This is a genomic window from Psychrobacter sp. H8-1, assembly GCF_904846575.1.
GTDB classification, from domain to species: domain Bacteria; phylum Pseudomonadota; class Gammaproteobacteria; order Pseudomonadales; family Moraxellaceae; genus Psychrobacter; species Psychrobacter fulvigenes.
In genome coordinates this window covers 3,253,881-3,270,454 of record NZ_CAJHBG010000001.1, presented here as the reverse complement: position 1 = coordinate 3,270,454, position 16,574 = coordinate 3,253,881, and the positions used below count along the sequence as shown (strand labels likewise).

General features: G+C 44.1%; 11 protein-coding genes and 1 pseudogene. 6 read left to right on the top strand and 6 right to left on the bottom strand.

Features of this window, described 5'->3' with window-relative positions; translation table 11 throughout:
• Nucleotides 1–268: 268 nt before the first annotated feature.
• Nucleotides 269–448 carry a hypothetical protein gene (locus JMY01_RS13595; RefSeq protein ID WP_201576843.1) on the top strand — a complete coding sequence of 60 codons (180 nt, stop codon included), beginning with the start codon at nucleotides 269–271 and terminating at the stop codon, nucleotides 446–448.
• Between the two features lie 83 nt (nucleotides 449–531).
• Nucleotides 532–1,802, top strand: a pseudogene (locus JMY01_RS13590) (IS256 family transposase).
• A 106-nt stretch (nucleotides 1,803–1,908) separates the two neighbouring features.
• Here the strand turns inward: JMY01_RS13590 and recG are convergent.
• On the bottom strand, nucleotides 1,909–4,284 hold the full coding sequence (recG, locus tag JMY01_RS13585) for an ATP-dependent DNA helicase RecG (RefSeq protein ID WP_227677937.1): 2,376 nt from the start codon (nucleotides 4,282–4,284) through the stop codon (nucleotides 1,909–1,911).
• Nucleotides 4,285–4,530: 246 nt separating this feature from the next.
• Here recG and JMY01_RS13580 point away from each other — a divergent pair, with 246 nt between their 5' ends.
• Nucleotides 4,531–5,520: a patatin-like phospholipase family protein gene (locus JMY01_RS13580; RefSeq protein ID WP_201576840.1), complete on the top strand. Its 990-nt coding sequence runs from the start codon at nucleotides 4,531–4,533 to the stop codon at nucleotides 5,518–5,520.
• A gap of 347 nt (nucleotides 5,521–5,867) precedes the next feature.
• On the opposite strand, the gene JMY01_RS13575 is transcribed toward JMY01_RS13580, so the two are convergent.
• Nucleotides 5,868–6,449 carry a hypothetical protein gene (locus JMY01_RS13575; RefSeq protein WP_201576838.1) on the bottom strand — a complete coding sequence of 194 codons (582 nt, stop codon included), beginning with the start codon at nucleotides 6,447–6,449 and terminating at the stop codon, nucleotides 5,868–5,870.
• A 437-nt stretch (nucleotides 6,450–6,886) separates the two neighbouring features.
• Between JMY01_RS13575 and argA the strand changes: the two genes are divergently transcribed.
• Nucleotides 6,887–8,209: an amino-acid N-acetyltransferase gene (argA, locus tag JMY01_RS13570; RefSeq protein ID WP_201576836.1), complete on the top strand. Its 1,323-nt coding sequence runs from the start codon at nucleotides 6,887–6,889 to the stop codon at nucleotides 8,207–8,209.
• Nucleotides 8,210–8,331: 122 nt separating this feature from the next.
• On the opposite strand, the gene JMY01_RS13565 is transcribed toward argA, so the two are convergent.
• A complete protein-coding gene (locus tag JMY01_RS13565) occupies nucleotides 8,332–9,063 on the bottom strand; it encodes an FKBP-type peptidyl-prolyl cis-trans isomerase (protein ID WP_201576834.1) in 732 nt (243 codons plus the stop codon).
• Between the two features lie 436 nt (nucleotides 9,064–9,499).
• Between JMY01_RS13565 and JMY01_RS13560 the strand changes: the two genes are divergently transcribed.
• Entirely contained in the window at nucleotides 9,500–11,155 is a 1,656-nt protein-coding gene (locus JMY01_RS13560) for a mechanosensitive ion channel (RefSeq protein ID WP_201576832.1), read from the top strand.
• Nucleotides 11,156–11,247: 92 nt separating this feature from the next.
• Here the strand turns inward: JMY01_RS13560 and JMY01_RS13555 are convergent, their stop codons facing one another.
• The gene (locus JMY01_RS13555; RefSeq protein ID WP_201576830.1) at nucleotides 11,248–12,711 is read right to left on the bottom strand and encodes a hypothetical protein; all 1,464 of its coding nucleotides are present in this window, start codon (nucleotides 12,709–12,711) and stop codon (nucleotides 11,248–11,250) included.
• Nucleotides 12,712–13,028: 317 nt separating this feature from the next.
• Between JMY01_RS13555 and JMY01_RS13550 the strand changes: the two genes are divergently transcribed.
• Nucleotides 13,029–13,697 (top strand): SDR family NAD(P)-dependent oxidoreductase, encoded by a 669-nt coding sequence (locus JMY01_RS13550; RefSeq protein ID WP_201576828.1) that lies wholly within the window; start codon nucleotides 13,029–13,031, stop codon nucleotides 13,695–13,697.
• A 114-nt stretch (nucleotides 13,698–13,811) separates the two neighbouring features.
• On the opposite strand, the gene JMY01_RS13545 is transcribed toward JMY01_RS13550, so the two are convergent.
• The gene (locus tag JMY01_RS13545) at nucleotides 13,812–14,498 is read right to left on the bottom strand and encodes a lysophospholipid acyltransferase family protein (RefSeq protein ID WP_201576825.1); all 687 of its coding nucleotides are present in this window, start codon (nucleotides 14,496–14,498) and stop codon (nucleotides 13,812–13,814) included.
• Nucleotides 14,499–14,656: 158 nt separating this feature from the next.
• Nucleotides 14,657–16,546 (bottom strand): DNA topoisomerase IV subunit B, encoded by a 1,890-nt coding sequence (gene parE, locus JMY01_RS13540; protein ID WP_201576822.1) that lies wholly within the window; start codon nucleotides 16,544–16,546, stop codon nucleotides 14,657–14,659.
• Nucleotides 16,547–16,574 lie beyond the last annotated feature (28 nt).

The window sequence follows — 16,574 nt, the reverse complement described above, 5'->3', positions numbered from 1 at the left end:
GTGCGTTTCGGGCGTGTCATCAATTAAATAATGAGAGTAGAAGTGAGCGGCTTGAGACGGTAGATATAGATAGCTGTCATTCATTTTACATACGCCCTACAGTAAAATCTTGTGTTCTGCTAACAATCTGCTAGTATTTATTAATAACGTTATTAAATCCATGACATAATCATGGTAATATCATTATTAAGTCAAGTAGCTTTGATTCTATACTGATGTTAAGACGCTGAATACCCAGCACTTTAAATCATAAATCAAGGAGTCCATCATGGCTAATAAAGAGAAAGTAAAAGACCTTAAAAAAGATATCAAAGACACTGAAGCAAAGATTGATAAGCAAAAGAAAAAGCTTAAAGATCTTAAGAAAGAGCTAAAGAAGGCAAAAAAAGAAAAGCCTGAGAAAAAAACCAAGAGCGAAAAGAAAGATAAAGAAAAGAAAGATAAATAAGATTTTCTTCTGAACCTTTCTTTAAAGAGGAGTTTCCTAAAAACTGTGTAACTGCTTATAATCCACTAACAGGAGAATAAGCAATGACTAACCAAACTGACATCAAGAAACTGGCTGAGCAAATGGCTGGTAGCATGAACAGCTTCGATGACATCAAAGATTTTCAAAAGCAGCTCATGCAATCCTTTATTGATACTGCCTTAGAAGCTGAGATGGAAGACCATCTCGGCTATCCCAAGCATGAAAAGGCGGATAAACCTAATAAGCGTAACGGGCACACTAAAAAGACCGTCCGCAGTGACACAGGCGATCTTGAAATCTCCACCCCAAGAGACCGTCATGGTGACTTTGAACCTGAGCGAGGAAATAGCGAAGCACTGCTTCGCCCGAGCGCAAGACAAGAGCTGTGCTCGCGTGGGTGCGCAAGCATCAAACCCGTATCTCAGGTCTCGATGATAAAATCATATTCCTTTACGCCAAGGGTCAAACCACCACTGAGATCGTAGAGAGCATTAAAGAGCTCTACGATGTCGACATCTCAAGCTCTCTTGTCTCAAGAGTCACCGATAACATATTAGACGACATCACCGCTTGGCAGAACCGGCCACTGAGCAGTGTTTATCCTATCGTCTATTTAGACTGCATCGTCGTCAAAGTACGTCAAGACAAGCAGATCATCAACAAAGCCATTTACTTAGCCCTAGGTGTTGCTCTTAACGGTAAAAAAGAGCTGCTTGGCATGTGGCTCTCAGAGAATGAAGGCGCTAAGTTCTGGCTAGGTGTTCTTACCGAGCTTCAAAACCGTGGCGTACAAGACATCTTAATCGCTTGTGTTGACGGTCTAAAGGGCTTCCCTGATGCCATTAACACCGTCTATCCAAAGGCACAGGTTCAGCTGTGTATCGTACACATGGTGCGCTATTCAATGAAGTTCGTACCGTGGACGGATAAGAAGGCCGTAGCGGCTGATTTAAAAGCCATCTACGGTGCGGATACGCTTGAGATAGCAGAGGCCAATCTTGAGCACTTTGATGAGACTTGGGGTAAGGATTACCCGCACGTGGTTAAGTCTTGGCGCAATAACTGGGAGGGCCTAACGGTGTTCTTTGAGTATCCTAAAGACATCAGAAAAGTCATATATACCACCAATGCTATAGAATCATTAAACAGTGTGATTCGTACGGCGGTGAATAAGCGTAAGGTCTTCCCGTCTGATCAGGCAGCATTCAAAGTGGTGTACTTAGCAACCCAGCAGGCATCTAAAAAGTGGTCAATGCCTATTCGTAACTGGACGTCTGCTTTAAATCGCTTTATGATTATGTTTGATGACCGTATTAGTAAGCATTTAATCTAAATGGCAGTTACACAGAATCTGGGATGGTCTCCTTTAAAGACACCTATTTCTAGACAAAAAAGAGGATGGCACTTGCTGTCCTCTTTTTTATTTACCTCACTCTCTTTTAAGCATTGGTATAACGACTGGCCTCAGGCATCCAGCGATGTATCAGTTGGCTGACATCCGCTTTACGCGTGGGGTCTGCAATTAAATGCTTCGCCAAACGCTGCGCAATGGCAAACAGCTCTTCATCACGAATCAAATCAGCCAAATAATAGCCCACATTACCCGTTTGCCGTTTGCCAAGTAATTCACCTGGACCACGCAGCTCTAAGTCTTTTTGGGCAATGACAAAGCCATCGGTGCTATCGCGTAATACATTTAAACGCTCAGTGCCAGTTTCCGACAACGGCTTTTGGTATAACAATACACAATAGCTTTTGGTCGAGCCGCGACCAACGCGCCCACGCAACTGATGTAACTGCGACAGACCCAAGCGTTCAGCATTTTCGATGACCATTAATGATGCGTTTGGTACATCAACTCCGACTTCGATGACCGTTGTAGCAATCAACAAATCAAGATTACCTGCTTTGAATTCTTGCATGATGGCTTGTTTGTCAGCGGATTTCATTTTGCCATGTACCAGCCCAATGCGAATATCCAAACGCTCATTTAAGTCTTCATAAGTGGCCTCGGCGGCTTGCGCATCGAGTACGCTCGACTCTTCTACTAGCGAACAAACCCAATACGCCTGCCTACCCGCCTCACAATTGATCGCAATGCGTTCTATCACTTCATCACGGCGGTTGCGATCAATTGTCACCGTAGTAATTGGCGTCCGTCCTGGTGGCAACTCATCAATGATCGAGGTATCCATATCGCCGTAAACACTCATCGCTAGCGTACGCGGAATCGGGGTCGCGGTCATGATCAGCTGATGCGGCGTACTATTGGCCACGCCTTTATTGGTCAAAGCCATGCGCTGCTCAACGCCAAAGCGGTGCTGCTCATCAATGATGACCAGTCCTAACTTGGCAAACTGCACTTGCTCTTGAAATAACGCATGAGTGCCAACGACCACTTGCACGGTGTTTTCGCTCACGGCCTCTAACGCTTCACGGCGCTGCTTGGTGGTTTGCTTACCTGCCAGCCAGCCCACACCAATACCTAACGGCTCAAACCACTGCTTAAAGTTTAATAAATGCTGCTCGGCTAGTATCTCAGTCGGTGCCATGACCGCCACCTGCCAGCCACTATCGAGCGCATAGCCCGCTGCGCCTGCTGCAACTAGAGTCTTACCTGCGCCCACATCGCCTTGCACTAGTCTTAGCATTGGGATAGAAGTCGCCATATCAGCCGTAATATCTTTCATCACTCTTTTTTGTGCGCCCGTGAGGTCAAAAGGCAGTGCCGCAAATAATTTATCAGCCAATGGACTTTGGGTGGCACATTTGGGCGCTTTATACTGATGTAATTGCTGACGGCGATATAACAGACTGAGCTGATGCGCGGTCAACTCTTCAATAATTAGACGCTGACAGGCAGCATGCGTACGCGCGCTTAATTGAGTGAGTAGCTTATACTGCTGCCCTGCATCGGTATAAGTAGGCGGTGTATGCAGTAATACTAAGGCTTCAAATATCGTCAAGTTATAGACATTATTATTGGCCGTTTTCGCAGCGACTGTATTGATATTATGGCTTTCCTCACTGCTTGTATTGTATGCAGTGCTACTGGCTTTATTGACACTATGACCAATCGTGTTGTCAGGTACACTACGAGCCAGAGTTGAGAATATATCTTCCGAATATTCTGGCTCTGCTACCAATGATGCAGTCGGCTCAAACGGTGCTAATGGCAAGTCCGCTACCACCGCAAAATCCTCTGGCGTAAATAGCGTCATCGGCAGACCTTGACTACGGACGGTTTGCAATGCCAATTTAATCAAGGTGCGTAGCTTATTCTGGTGCAAGCCTTTGACGCTCGGATAGATTGGCTGCAGACCCGTATCAGTCATAACTGTGTTATCAGTGATAATTTGATACTCTGGATGATGCATCTGCTTACCGTAACGGCTGACTTTTACCTCGCCGAACAGTTGCAGTCTTGTACCCAGATTCATGGTCTGCGCAAGGCCACGATATACCTTAAAAAAACGCAGCGATATCGTGCCAGTATCATCATCGACAATGACTGTCATACCGCTGCGCTTGGTATCGACGTGTACTATCCGCCCAGTGATTAACGCGGCTTGCCCATGACCGACATCGGCTATCGATACCAGTCGGCTACGATCTTCGTAATCACGTGGCAAATGCAGCAGCAAATCAAATATTCGTTTGATATTTAATTGTGCCAACTGCTCTGCGACTTTTGGTCCGACACCCGCTAGCGCCGTCACTGGCATATCGAGTGCCGAAACTGGCAGCTCAGAGCGCAAATGATCTGCTAAAGGCGCTGAAAAAGTGGTTGAAGTTTGGTTAACCGATATTGGCATCAAAGATCCTAACGATATTATTTTTAAATTCTGTATGGTTGAATACTTTATAGTTAGTTGTTTTTCTTAAAGCCTAATCATTAAACCATATCCAAACAGTATAATAATCAACAAACTATGAAAATAGTGAACTTATATCATTATAACTGACAACACCATTGATTATGCTAAGCTATTTATCAGGGTTTTTTGATTATTCGACCATGGCACTGATGCTAGCTTACGGCGATTTTATAAGGTCTTTTTATGTCCGCTTCTGTCTCTGTCTACAAATATCATAGTTTCATACTACTTCGTATCAGCCTGCTAATCACATTAGGGCTGTGTATTAGCGCTTGTAGCACTCTGACCCCAGCAGCGCCAGAGCCTGTGATAGAAACACCTAGTGTGGCCTTGGTATTGGGCGGCGGCGGCGCCAAAGGCTTTGCTCATGTTGGTGTCATTAAGACGTTAGAAGAAAATGGCATTAAGCCAACTTTGGTCGTTGGCACTAGCGTCGGTAGTTTAGTCGGCAGCCTATACGCCAGTGGTTACAATCCACAGCAGCTTGAACAATTAGCATTGAACACCCCTGATAGCGAGTTGACAGACTTTGTCTTCTCCAACCAAGGCTTTATCGAAGGTATCAAACTCAAAAACTTCATTAACGCAAAAGTCAGTGGACGCGCAATAGAAGACTTTCCGATGCGCTTTGCAGCGGTCGCGGCAGAGAAGCAGACGTTAAAAAAGGCGGTTTTTACCACTGGTAATGCAGGGCTTGCGGTACAAGCGTCATCTAGCGTGCCTAATATTTTCATCGCGCCGCGCATTCCTGAAAAAGTGGGCAAAAAATATATTGATGGCGGTGTGGTCAGCCTAGTCCCTGTCGATAGCGCTCGTGACTTAGGTGCGGATATTGTCATTGCTGTCGACGTGACTGCGCCTTCACCGAGCACAAAGAGCAAGACCAACAATATCTTGCCTGCTATTACCTCATTAAGTAGCTTTTGGGCATTGCTTGAAAACAACCTAGCCTCTAACGCCACTCTTGCAGCCACCAACCACAGCTCATCCATGCGTCATGAGCGGGAGCGTGCTGATATTGTCATTACTCCCGATGTCGGTCACATTAGCTCAATAGACACCAGTCAGCGTAGCATACTTATCTCCGCTGGCTCGCAAGCCACCGCCCCACAAATTAACGCTATTAAGCAGCTGATTAAAGAAAAATCTAACAGTAAATACGCCACACTTTGACAACGTCTATAGTCAATTGAAAATAAAACTGTTATAGATTGAGATGCGCTACTGGTATAAATTTTACTTGCGTGCTGCGTTCCCAGAGGCTGCGCAAAATTCATTCCAGTAGCGCTATGTCATTTCTAAAGTGTATTAACTATACAACCAACTCTCGCACATCCTAAATCGTGCTAAAAAAAGCACCGCAATTATCAATTGCAGTGCTTTTTTTATATTACTTAACTATCCAGTATGAGTGTTATACCATTTCCAAAAATGAGAGTAACGCGGAAAACTTGCGCAAGTACTACACCTAGTAGGCTTAGCAAGTTTGACAATGTTAATCGCATTTTGGGGGGTTGGTATTATTTCACTTTTGCACGGTATTTAACCACTACCGTATCATTTAGACCCACGCCTTCTAGATCCCAACGTACCGCTGTGTAATGCTTTAGATCAACTTCTTGCAGCTGGTTGTCCACTCGCGTACGTAATGGCATCCGCGCAAAGGTATTGCCATCGACACTACCATAGGGAAAGTCAGGAGACACAGCGCGCAGCAGCTCAACCTGCTCAGGGATGGTCAAAGTGACCGTCATCTTGCGTACTCGATCAGGGTTGGTATTGGTAAAAAACCCTTGATACTCTAGGACATTACCCGATTGCAGGCGCGTCTTATCAGTAACAGGTACTAATAGCTCCTGTCCATTTGCATCAACGCTGATCAAAGAAGCCGTAATTTTGGTATTAATGGCTTGTGCGCTTGAATTACTATTGTTAGTCGATTGCATGGTAGTCGCGTTATCAAGCGCAGGCTCTGGCGTGGGTAGCATCGCTGTAGCTTGCGTTACCGCCATCGCACCGACAAGCGTACCGGCAACGACGTGAAACAAACGATGACCGGCCCAAGCGGTGAACGGATTGGCTAACTGGTTGCTTTTTTTCATGGTATTCATTATTCCTAGTTGATATATCGATAAATCGGTGCTGGTCAAATTATGATTTCAAAAACAAGAGGCTTTCTATTAATAGGAGCTTAAGGCTAACAACTATAGCCGATTCGATTTAAAAGAGGATAAAAGCAACCAAGTGTAGATGTATATGTGATACTTCATAAGGTTGAGGTTGTCACTCTTTAATAGTTGATTGACTATATCATAACGCTGTTTACCATTAAGACAATAGCACTTAGCATAGCAAAAAGCCTTTAGTGGTACACTAACCCAGTGTTGAGGTTGTGTATATAAAAATCTCTATAAACCCCTATCAATATCGCTGAAATAAAAGATAGCCCATACTGGCGTTTTTTGCTATGGTAAATCCTTAGCGACAAGCTTTTTTTTATTGTCTCCCTTTTATTATTCTAACGACTACTGCTCCTACTATGACTACTAGCGCCATTCCACAGATCAACCCTGAATACGTCCATTGGTTCCGTAACTCTGCACCTTACATTAACACTCATCGCGGCAAGACGTTCGTGATTATGTTTGGTGGCGAAGCGGTCAATCATCCAAATTTCAGCACTCTTATCCATGACTTTGCCTTGTTGCACAGCTTGGGTATCAAGCTGGTATTGGTACATGGTGCGCGTCCACAGATTGAGAAAAACCTTCAAGAAATAGGCGCCACCTCGCCGCTACATCAAGACATTCGCGTCACTCCGCGTGAGGCCATGCCCTCTATTTTGCAAGCAGTTGGCGCTATTCGCCTGCAGATTGAAGCTCAGCTATCAATGGGCTTGGCCAATTCGCCTATGTACGGCTCACGTATCGATGCTATTTCTGGCAATTTTGTGACGGCGCGCCCCTATGGCATCCGTGACGGCGTTGATTATCAGATGACTGGTGAAGTGCGCTCAATAGACGTCGATGCTATCAAAAACAACTTGCTCCATGACCATATTGTCATATTAGGCTCCATGGGTTACTCAGCTACTGGTGAAGTCTTTAACTTGTTGGGCGAGGATGTTGCCCTTAGTGCAGCAGTAGCACTTGGCGCTGACAAGCTGATTTTATTAGGCGAAGAAGCAGGTATTAATGATGGTGACCGCTTATTGCGTGAAATGATTCCAAATGAAGTCGATCGCTTCTTACGTGACCGCGACTTAAACAGTGAGATTAATTACTTTTTGCACTGTGCCAGTAATGCTTGCCGTCAAGGCGTTCATCGTACCCACATTATCTCTTATGCCAAAAACGGCGCGCTGTTAGAAGAGCTGTTTACTCGTGATGGTTCTGGCACCTTGATCAGTCATGACCCTTACGAAGAAATCCGCCATGCAAATATTGATGATGTGGTCGGTCTCACTGAACTACTCGCCCCTCTTGAAGAGCAGGGAATCTTAGTAGCACGTTCACGAGAACGCCTAGAGCAAGAAATTGACAACTATAGCGTCATTGAACGTGACGGGATGATTTTGGGCTGCGCCGCATTATATCCATTAGACGATGACTCCGCAGAAGTCGCTTGTGTCGCCGTACACTCTGAGTACCGTAACGGTAGCCGCGGCAACGACTTGCTTGCCTTTTTAGAGCAGCAAGCACGGAGTCACGGATTGCATAAACTGTTTGTATTGACCACGCGTACTGCGCACTGGTTTGTCGAGCATGGATTTGTTGAAGTCGATGCCAATGCCCTACCTGCATCACGCCGAGAGAAATACGATAACAGTCGCAACTCAAAAGTCTTTCAAAAAACTCTTTAGCTGTCACAGCTAGTGGTAGCTATTCACAGATACGCCATGTAAAAAAAGCCCTCAGTTCAAAACTGAGGGCTTTTTCATTGTGTGTCATTAACGCTTAGTACAGCTTTATTTTACTGCCAGTTTTATTTTACTGATAGCAGCTCAACGGTAAAGATTAGCGTGCTGTTTGGCTCGATACCCGCATTGCCTGCTTCGCCATAAGCGATGTCTGCTGGGATATAGAACTCGTATTTACCGCCCTCTTTCATCAACTGTAGACCTTCTGTCCAGCCTGCGATGACTTGGTTCAATGGGAACTCGATAGGCTCACCACGCTCATAAGAGCTGTCGAATACCGTACCATCAATCAGCTTACCTTCGTAGTTGACTTCAACGATGTCCGTCGCTTTTGGTGATTTACCAGTACCCGCTTCTAACACTTTATACTGTAAGCCTGTATCAGTGACTTGCACGCCTTCTTTTTTAGCGTTTTCTGCTAAGAATGCTTCGCCTTTAGCTTTATTATCTTCGGCTTTGGTCTGCATATCTTGTACAAACTTCTCTTCTTGCTCTTGTTGATAGGTCATGAGCACTTCTTCCATCTGTTCTTGGGTCAAAGCAGACTCTTTGCCTTCATAGCCATCGCGGAAGCCTTGTTCAAAAGTATCAAGATTTAAGTCTTGTACGGCCTCTTTATTACCTTCTGCCATCATAAAGCCTAGGCTATAGCCTACTTTTTCTGTCGCTGAGCTTTGCTCAGTAACCGAAACGCTTTTTGCTGCGCTTTCTTGATTGCCATTATTGGTACTACAGCCTGTCACTAATAGCATAGCACTGGCTAGCGCACTGATGGTTAAAGTGGTGATTTTTTTCATAGAATACTCTCAAGTTGAAAAACGAGTGGTAAAAACATTTTCATGATTTGATTTGGTTGCCATCATAACAAATACTGGTTTTAGGAGCCACGATTACGAAAAAATTATCCGTTCAATGTACAGTCTTTGTTAATATTTATCTCTAAAATAACAACTTATCACACAATTATAGCGTGAGGTTAAGCTTTCTATCTTTAACTACACTATTATATCAGTTAAGCTAAATCGTTATGTGTGGTAAGCAACTGATAGGTTCTTGAGCATAAACCTTTATTTCATAAGCAAATTTTATATTTGCACTACCTATAAACCTTTACTTACTACATGAGCGATCTATTGCAATTACAACAACATTATTTTTAAATAGTCATGTGTATGCTGTTTTGTGAACACATCATATCTCACCACTGTCACATGATACTTAGAGGAGCATAAGATGAATCCAATGTTTGCATCTTTCAATGGCTACCTTGGTGGACCTATCGGTTCCATCATTGGAGCCATTTTGATTTTCGTCATCGGTTGGCTGGTCGCGCTTGGTATTGCAGCGCTTGTACGCAATGTATTGGCCAAGGTCAATCTCAATCAGCGCATGAACTCGTCAACGGGTAAAAGTTACGACCTAGAGGGTATTATTTCTAAAGTTATCTTCTGGTTTATCTTTATTATTGCCATTTCAGGCGCGCTGACCCAGTTAAACTTAAACTCTATTTCAGCACCGTTTGCCAATATGGTGAACCAAGTACTGGCATTTATTCCTAACCTCATCGGCGCTATCGCTGTTGGTGTCATCGGTTGGGTCATTGCTACTGTCGCACGTACTGCGCTTAACACTGCCTTATCAAAAACCTCAATGGATGAACGCTTAAGCGCACAAGCTGGCGTCAAACCTATGAGTAACACGATTGCTGATATGGTTTATTGGTTCATCTTATTGGTTGTATTGACGATGGTTCTAGGTCAATTAGAGCTTGATGGTTTATTCGCACCACTAAGCAATATGGTTGATAAAATATTTAGCTTTATCCCTAACATTCTTATTGCTGGTGTGGTCTTTGTGGTGGGTTACATCATCGCCAAAGTCGTACGCGGCATCGTCACCAACTTGGTTTCTACCTTTGATGTGCAGTCACTTGCTACAAAAGCTGGCGTAAGTGAGCAAAACAGCTTACCTAATATCGCAGGTTCTTTAGCATTTTTAGTGGTGATTATTCCAACGACTATCGCTGCATTGAATGCTCTAAAAATTGAAGTCATCGCGCGTCCTGCGACGAACATGCTCAATAAAATCATGGAAGCACTGCCAAACATCTTTATGGCAGCAGCTATCTTGGTTGTGACTTTCTATGTAGTACGTATGATTGCTAACATCATCAAAGGCTTGATCGAAAACACTCAGATCAATCAATTGCCTGCCAAAGTTGGCCTGCAAGAAACCATGGGCGATAAGAGAGTCTCTGACCTAGTTGGTTATGCGATTATCTTCTTCGCAATGTTATTTGCCTCTATCGCAGCTGCTGATCTATTAGGTTTTGAACCTATCTCAGCCATCATCACGATGTTCATTGCTTTCGGTGCCAACATCATTTTAGGCGCGATCATCCTATTCATTGGTTTTTGGCTTGCCAATATCATTGCTGGTGTCGTTGAGCGCTCTGAACAAGGCTCACAGTTCCTAGCAAACATCGTACGTGTACTGATCATGGGCTTAGTACTTGCCATGGGTCTAAAGGCGATGGGTATTGCTGATTCTATTGTTAACCTAGCATTTGGTCTAACATTGGGTGCAGTAGCCGTTGCATTTGCTCTATCATTTGGTCTTGGTGGTCAAGAAGCAGCAGCACGCTTCCTACGTAAGATGCAAGATAAGATGGATAAAGAACAAACTGAAGCAAAAGCAAAGTCTGCGCTTGAGCCTAGCTCAACGACCAAAGACAAAGTCGCTGATTCAGTTCGTGATAATACACCTGCCGCTACCAGCACAACGACTAGCGACTTGCGTACAGACACGGTCGATACCAATAAAATCGGTACTGACGCTGTAGATATTACTCATGTCGAAAATAGCGACAACAATAACGGCTTAAACTAAGTCTTAATCAGTAAGCTATTCGCAATAAAAAGACAGCCTAGGCTGTCTTTTTTTTTGCGATATATTTCAGACTTCATATCAGATATAGCTCTTTATTCATCGTCACGAGATGGCACTTTTATATTCATCTGCATACCTTCTAATGTGTGCTGTATTGGCGTCTTAGTAGAGAGCGACCTATGAGAAACACTCTTTTGAGCAGATGCTTTAGTCTGACGGCTTTGCTGTTGACGCATTCTCTGTAGCTGCTTAGTGAGTTGACGCTCTTTTTGACTCATTGGAGACAAAGGCTGAATCCACAAATCAATATCCATATAAGTGTCAGCCGCATCAGATACAAACTCTATGCCCAATACGATCACATGATGTAGCTCTGCTAGCGGTAAGCGTGTGGCGACATCTTGTGCCACCTTCTGTAAATTAGGCTGAATGGCAGCTTTACTTTGTTGTCCATCAGCGGTCTTTCCATAGAATATCAACACATAATGCCGGCCCAAACTTTCGTAAGAGTGCTGATGAACCACATAGCCACTCTCTCTCATCGCATGCGACTGCTTAGGATACATATACAGGGTACGAACCAGTTCATGACGTGAAAATAATGACTCGTCTAACAACTGCTGTTGCCACTGAGATCTGAGCCTCGCTGTTTTACTCACTTCTTCTTGCATAGGCTTGGTGGCCGCCAAATCAACCATCTGTATACTGAGCTGTGACCATAATTTTGCAGCCTGCAGCCTATGTTCATGATACATCTGCGTCGTCGCATTTTTACGCTCTTGCGCAAGACTCATCGTAACCAGAGCAGAGTTTGGCTCATCCTGAATACCATATTTAATCAATGCATTGTCTACAGTAATAGCCTGTGAAAGTAAATCAGCACTGCCCATAAAGCGTTTGATGAGCTCGTCTTCGGTATCAAATCTGGACATGCCCGTAATAGATGATTGCCTTATCTCTGTTAAGTGATATCTCAAAAATCGCCAGATGTCACTCGGAGTCTGAGCAGTCGCAACAAGCATCTGCCAGTCTTGCCAACTAAATACCTGTAGCACCTGTGTGTCATCGTTGATATCCAATACCAACTCTTCCATAAAGTAGCCTGCGCCGAAGCTATGTGGCATGGATGTCATCTGCAGTGCTGCGCTTTTTTGCTCATACGCTTTTTCAGCATCGCCTTTCTCCTCGCTACCGCAAGCAATAGCTAAGGTTTCATCTATCAGCTGGATATCGAGTACGAGCACTTCAGCGGTATCAAAACCGCTTTCTTTATGTCTTTGCAAACCACGTTTCTGCCAAGCCAATGCTGACTTGAGAGCAGAGACACGCGCTGCTTCGATATCCTCACTAGTAGCAGCGGCGGACAAATATATTGTCAGCTCTAGCAATTGCAGTTTGCCTAATGGCAACATATAAAAGCACTGCTGAGAGGTGTGCGGAATATCTAGCGCAAGCGGTGCAGGTAAGTCGATTTCTGGCGCATCTACTTGTAAGTAATAGCTAAGCTCATTATTAGTAGCTGTCAGATCAGGTGATGTAATACTAGAATCGGGCACAATACAAGCCTCTTATTATTAGCTAGATATCAGTAGATATTGGTTTTTATTAAAGCATAAACAAAAAGATTTACGCGGGTATAAGTAGCCACATATGTACCTATGTAGATACTTGTAAGCGCGGTCATAATAAAAGACCCCCAGACACAAGCGCATTCCTGTCGCTTTCAGAGCCTTGACTTGCTATGATGAAAGAAAGAGATAGCAGCATGGTTCACGCTTTATAACATAAAAACTGCTTGAAACCATATTCGAAGCCATGCTGATTAGACTTACCATACATACTCATAATCTTATGATAGCAAGGATTGAATGTCATGAAACGTTTTAATGATAAAGCCGTTATTATCACTGGTGCAGATTCAGATATTGGTCGTACAACTGCGATTAGGCTCGCCAGAGAAGGCGCTAATTGTATACTCGTCGGCATCAATCATGACATCTTAGAATATATCTATGAAGACCTGCCACAGGATACTACATGGATAAATACAGGTAATCACCTTACCGTAACCAGCGATGTCAATGAACCAGTCCAAATTGCAGGATTGATAAAGCATGTGCTGGATAAGTATGAACGTATTGACGTGATGGTAAATATAGATACTGAAGTCGGTATTCACCAGTCTGTCATTCCAGAACTGATAAAAACGAAAGGTAATATCGTCAATGTATCAACGCTAACGGATATGCCAAATGATTGGAGTATAGAAGCCTACAATGCGGAACAAGACAGCTTGACGGGCATCACCAAAGCACTGGCTTTAGAAAACGCCCCAAAGGGTGTACGTATCAATGCAGTCGTTGCTGGTTTAGTTACAACGGATAACAGTCACAACCCTTTTGTGACCCACTGCCCGCTTGGAAAAACAGCAACACCTGCTAACGTGACAGATGCTGTTTTGTTTTTGGCAAGTGATGATGCGGCAATGATCACTGGCATTAGCCTACCTGTCGATGGTGGAGTTAGCGCTTTTAAAAGCTAACCAGACTCTATAAGCCACAGATAAAAACCCCCTAACATTTTAATGTGAGGGGGTTTTTAATTATGAATACATTAACTACTGTCTCAGCGAAAGTTGTTATGAATTAATCAAACATCAATCAAGCAGTTTATTCACATCCTGTAGTGGCTGCGATAAACGTTCAGGATATCTTGGGACAACACCTCGATAATGAGCATATATTTTCGGTAAATCAACCTCAATATCTCCACTAGGATATACCAACGGCATAAAACGTATCTCTCTGGTTTTGTAGTCCATTGCTACCGGTAGTATTGGCACCCCGGCGCCAACAGCTAAATAATAAAAGCCCGTTCGCCATTTTTCAGTATACTCACGCGTCCCTTCTGGTGACAGCCCTAAAAACAACGGATCTCCTGTCTTGAATTTATCAATACTGGCTTGCAATACTGAGCCTTTGTTACCACGATCGATGGGAATAATACCTATCCAACGTAGTAGCTGAGCAAACACCGGTATTTTAAATAAAGTATGCTTGCCCATGATACTGATCTTTAAGTCTAGCGCAAACAAGCTAGGAATAGCATAAACACCATCGATATTGGAAGTATGCGGCAGCGCCAAAACGACTGCTTGCGAAATATTGGGAATTTCTCCAACCGTACGCCAACCAGATGCCTTTAACAAAGCCGACGCCACAGTAGGAGCCAGTTTATTACCACGTTTTGGTACTAGGTTACCTAAATCTTTTTTCTGAAGCTTAGGGAGCTTAGATGGAAGTTTAGACGATAGCTTAGAGGATTTGGTAGTTTTGGATGTCATAACGGCACCGCATAGTAATTAAAGGTATCGGTATCATAACATTAACCTAGCGCCACTAGACCCACTTTTGCAGCCTTTTATAAGGTTATGATTCGTCCACAGGTTACAAACCAAGATAGCAATATCAACACATATGACCTGCTGTTATTAACCAGCACTCATAAAGGAATATCTGCCAAGTTACCTTTACTCTCAAGCCACGACTTGCGATCAGCGGCGCGTTTTTTGGCGAGTAGCATATCCATCACGCTATTGGTCAATACCATATCGTCCATATCGAGCTGCACCAGACGACGTGTATCACGGTTCATGGTAGTCTCACGTAGCTGCTCTGCACTCATCTCACCCAAACCCTTAAAGCGAGTGATTTGCGCTTTTTTATTACCAGGAACGCCCGCTAAAATATGTTCAAGCTCAGGCTCATCTAAGGCATAATGCACCTCACGACCCACATCCACGCGGTACAATGGCGGCATCGCCACAAATAAATGTCCAGCATCCACGAGTGCTGGGAAATGCTTGACGAACAAAGCACAGATGAGGGTCGCAATATGCAGACCATCAGAGTCAGCATCCGCCAAAATACATATTTTATCGTAGCGCAGCTCAGACAAATCATCAGAAGCAGGGTCAACACCGATAGCGATGGCGATATCATGAATCTCTTGGCTAGATAGCACCGTATCGGAGGATACTTCCCACGTATTTAGAATCTTACCACGTAGCGGTAGTATCGCTTGATAATGACGATCACGCGCTTGTTTCGCACTACCGCCAGCAGAGTCCCCTTCTACTAAAAACAACTCTGCGCCGTCACGCAAATCACCACGACAATCAGCCAACTTACCCGGTAATGCAGGACCTTGCGTGATTTTTTTTCGTGCCACTTTTTTGGCAGATTTTAATCGACGACCCGCTTTATTGATCGCCAGCTCTGCAATTTGGGTACCTATATCTGCGTGCTGATTTAACCATAAGCTAAAAGCATCTTTGGCCAGAGTCTGCACCGCTCCAGCAGCTTCTCGGCTAGATAAACGCTCTTTGGTTTGTCCAGAAAACTGCGGCTCTGAAAACTTAAGCGACAAGATATAGTTCACCCCATCCCAGACATCTTCTGCCGTCAGCTTGACGCTACGTGGCAATAAATTATGAATCTCACAAAACTCGCGTAACGCCTCTAGGATGCCCGTGCGCAAGCCATTGACGTGGGTACCACCTTGGGCAGTCGGAATCAGGTTTACATAGCTTTCTTGAATAGGCGTGCCACCTTCAGGTAACCAAGATAAAGCAAACGTAATACCTGCACGCTCACCATCTTTGGCATCATGATTATAATAAAAAGGTTCGGACGGTAAAGTCTCAAGCCCATCGAGCTGCTCTGTTAAGTATTCAACCACACCATCAGTGAACTGCCATACAACCTTTTCATTATGGATGTCATCAACAAACTCAATGATCAGCCCTGCTGCCAATACCGCTTTGGCTTTTAGATTGTGTTTGAGCTGCTTAATATTAAATTTTGGCGTATCAAAGAAGCTGCTATCCGCCCAAAAGCGCACTCTCGTACCACGCTTACGCTTGTTTGAGCTGACGGACTCTGTCAACGGTGTCACGGGTGCGCCATTTTCAAGCACCATATCAAACTGGGTACCATCTCGCCACACGGTGACTTCAACTCGCGTTGAGAGCGCGTTAACGACTGAGATACCAACTCCATGCAGACCGCCTGAAACTTGATAATTTGATGTCGAAAACTTACCGCCAGCATGCAAGCGCGTCAATATGATCTCAATACCAGATTGATTAAATTCAGGGTGAATATCGGTTGGCATACCGCGACCATCGTCTTCTACGGACAACGAGCCGTCTTCGTGCAATTGCACCTTAATAGTTTTTGCATAACCAGCCAGTGCTTCATCAACTGAGTTATCAATCACCTCTTGTGCCAAATGGTTAGGACGTGTGGTATCGGTATACATCCCAGGGCGACGACGAACTGGCTCAAGACCTTCTAAAACTTCTAACGATTGCGCATTATATTGACTCACAAATGCATCCTTGAATATTTACGTACAA

What these genes read in the sequence shown, in the direction of transcription:
- JMY01_RS13580 (WP_201576840.1), top strand. Translation starts at nt 4,531, where the DNA reads ATGTCCGCTTCTGTCTCTGTCTACAAATATCATAGTTTCATACTACTT.
- JMY01_RS13565 (WP_201576834.1), bottom strand. Translation starts at nt 9,063, where the DNA reads ATGAAAAAAATCACCACTTTAACCATCAGTGCGCTAGCCAGTGCTATG.
- argA (WP_201576836.1), top strand. Translation starts at nt 6,887, where the DNA reads ATGACTACTAGCGCCATTCCACAGATCAACCCTGAATACGTCCATTGG.
- JMY01_RS13595 (WP_201576843.1), top strand. Translation starts at nt 269, where the DNA reads ATGGCTAATAAAGAGAAAGTAAAAGACCTTAAAAAAGATATCAAAGAC.
- recG (WP_227677937.1), bottom strand. Translation starts at nt 4,284, where the DNA reads ATGCCAATATCGGTTAACCAAACTTCAACCACTTTTTCAGCGCCTTTA.
- JMY01_RS13550 (WP_201576828.1), top strand. Translation starts at nt 13,029, where the DNA reads ATGAAACGTTTTAATGATAAAGCCGTTATTATCACTGGTGCAGATTCA.
- JMY01_RS13545 (WP_201576825.1), bottom strand. Translation starts at nt 14,498, where the DNA reads ATGACATCCAAAACTACCAAATCCTCTAAGCTATCGTCTAAACTTCCA.
- JMY01_RS13575 (WP_201576838.1), bottom strand. Translation starts at nt 6,449, where the DNA reads ATGAAAAAAAGCAACCAGTTAGCCAATCCGTTCACCGCTTGGGCCGGT.
- JMY01_RS13560 (WP_201576832.1), top strand. Translation starts at nt 9,500, where the DNA reads ATGAATCCAATGTTTGCATCTTTCAATGGCTACCTTGGTGGACCTATC.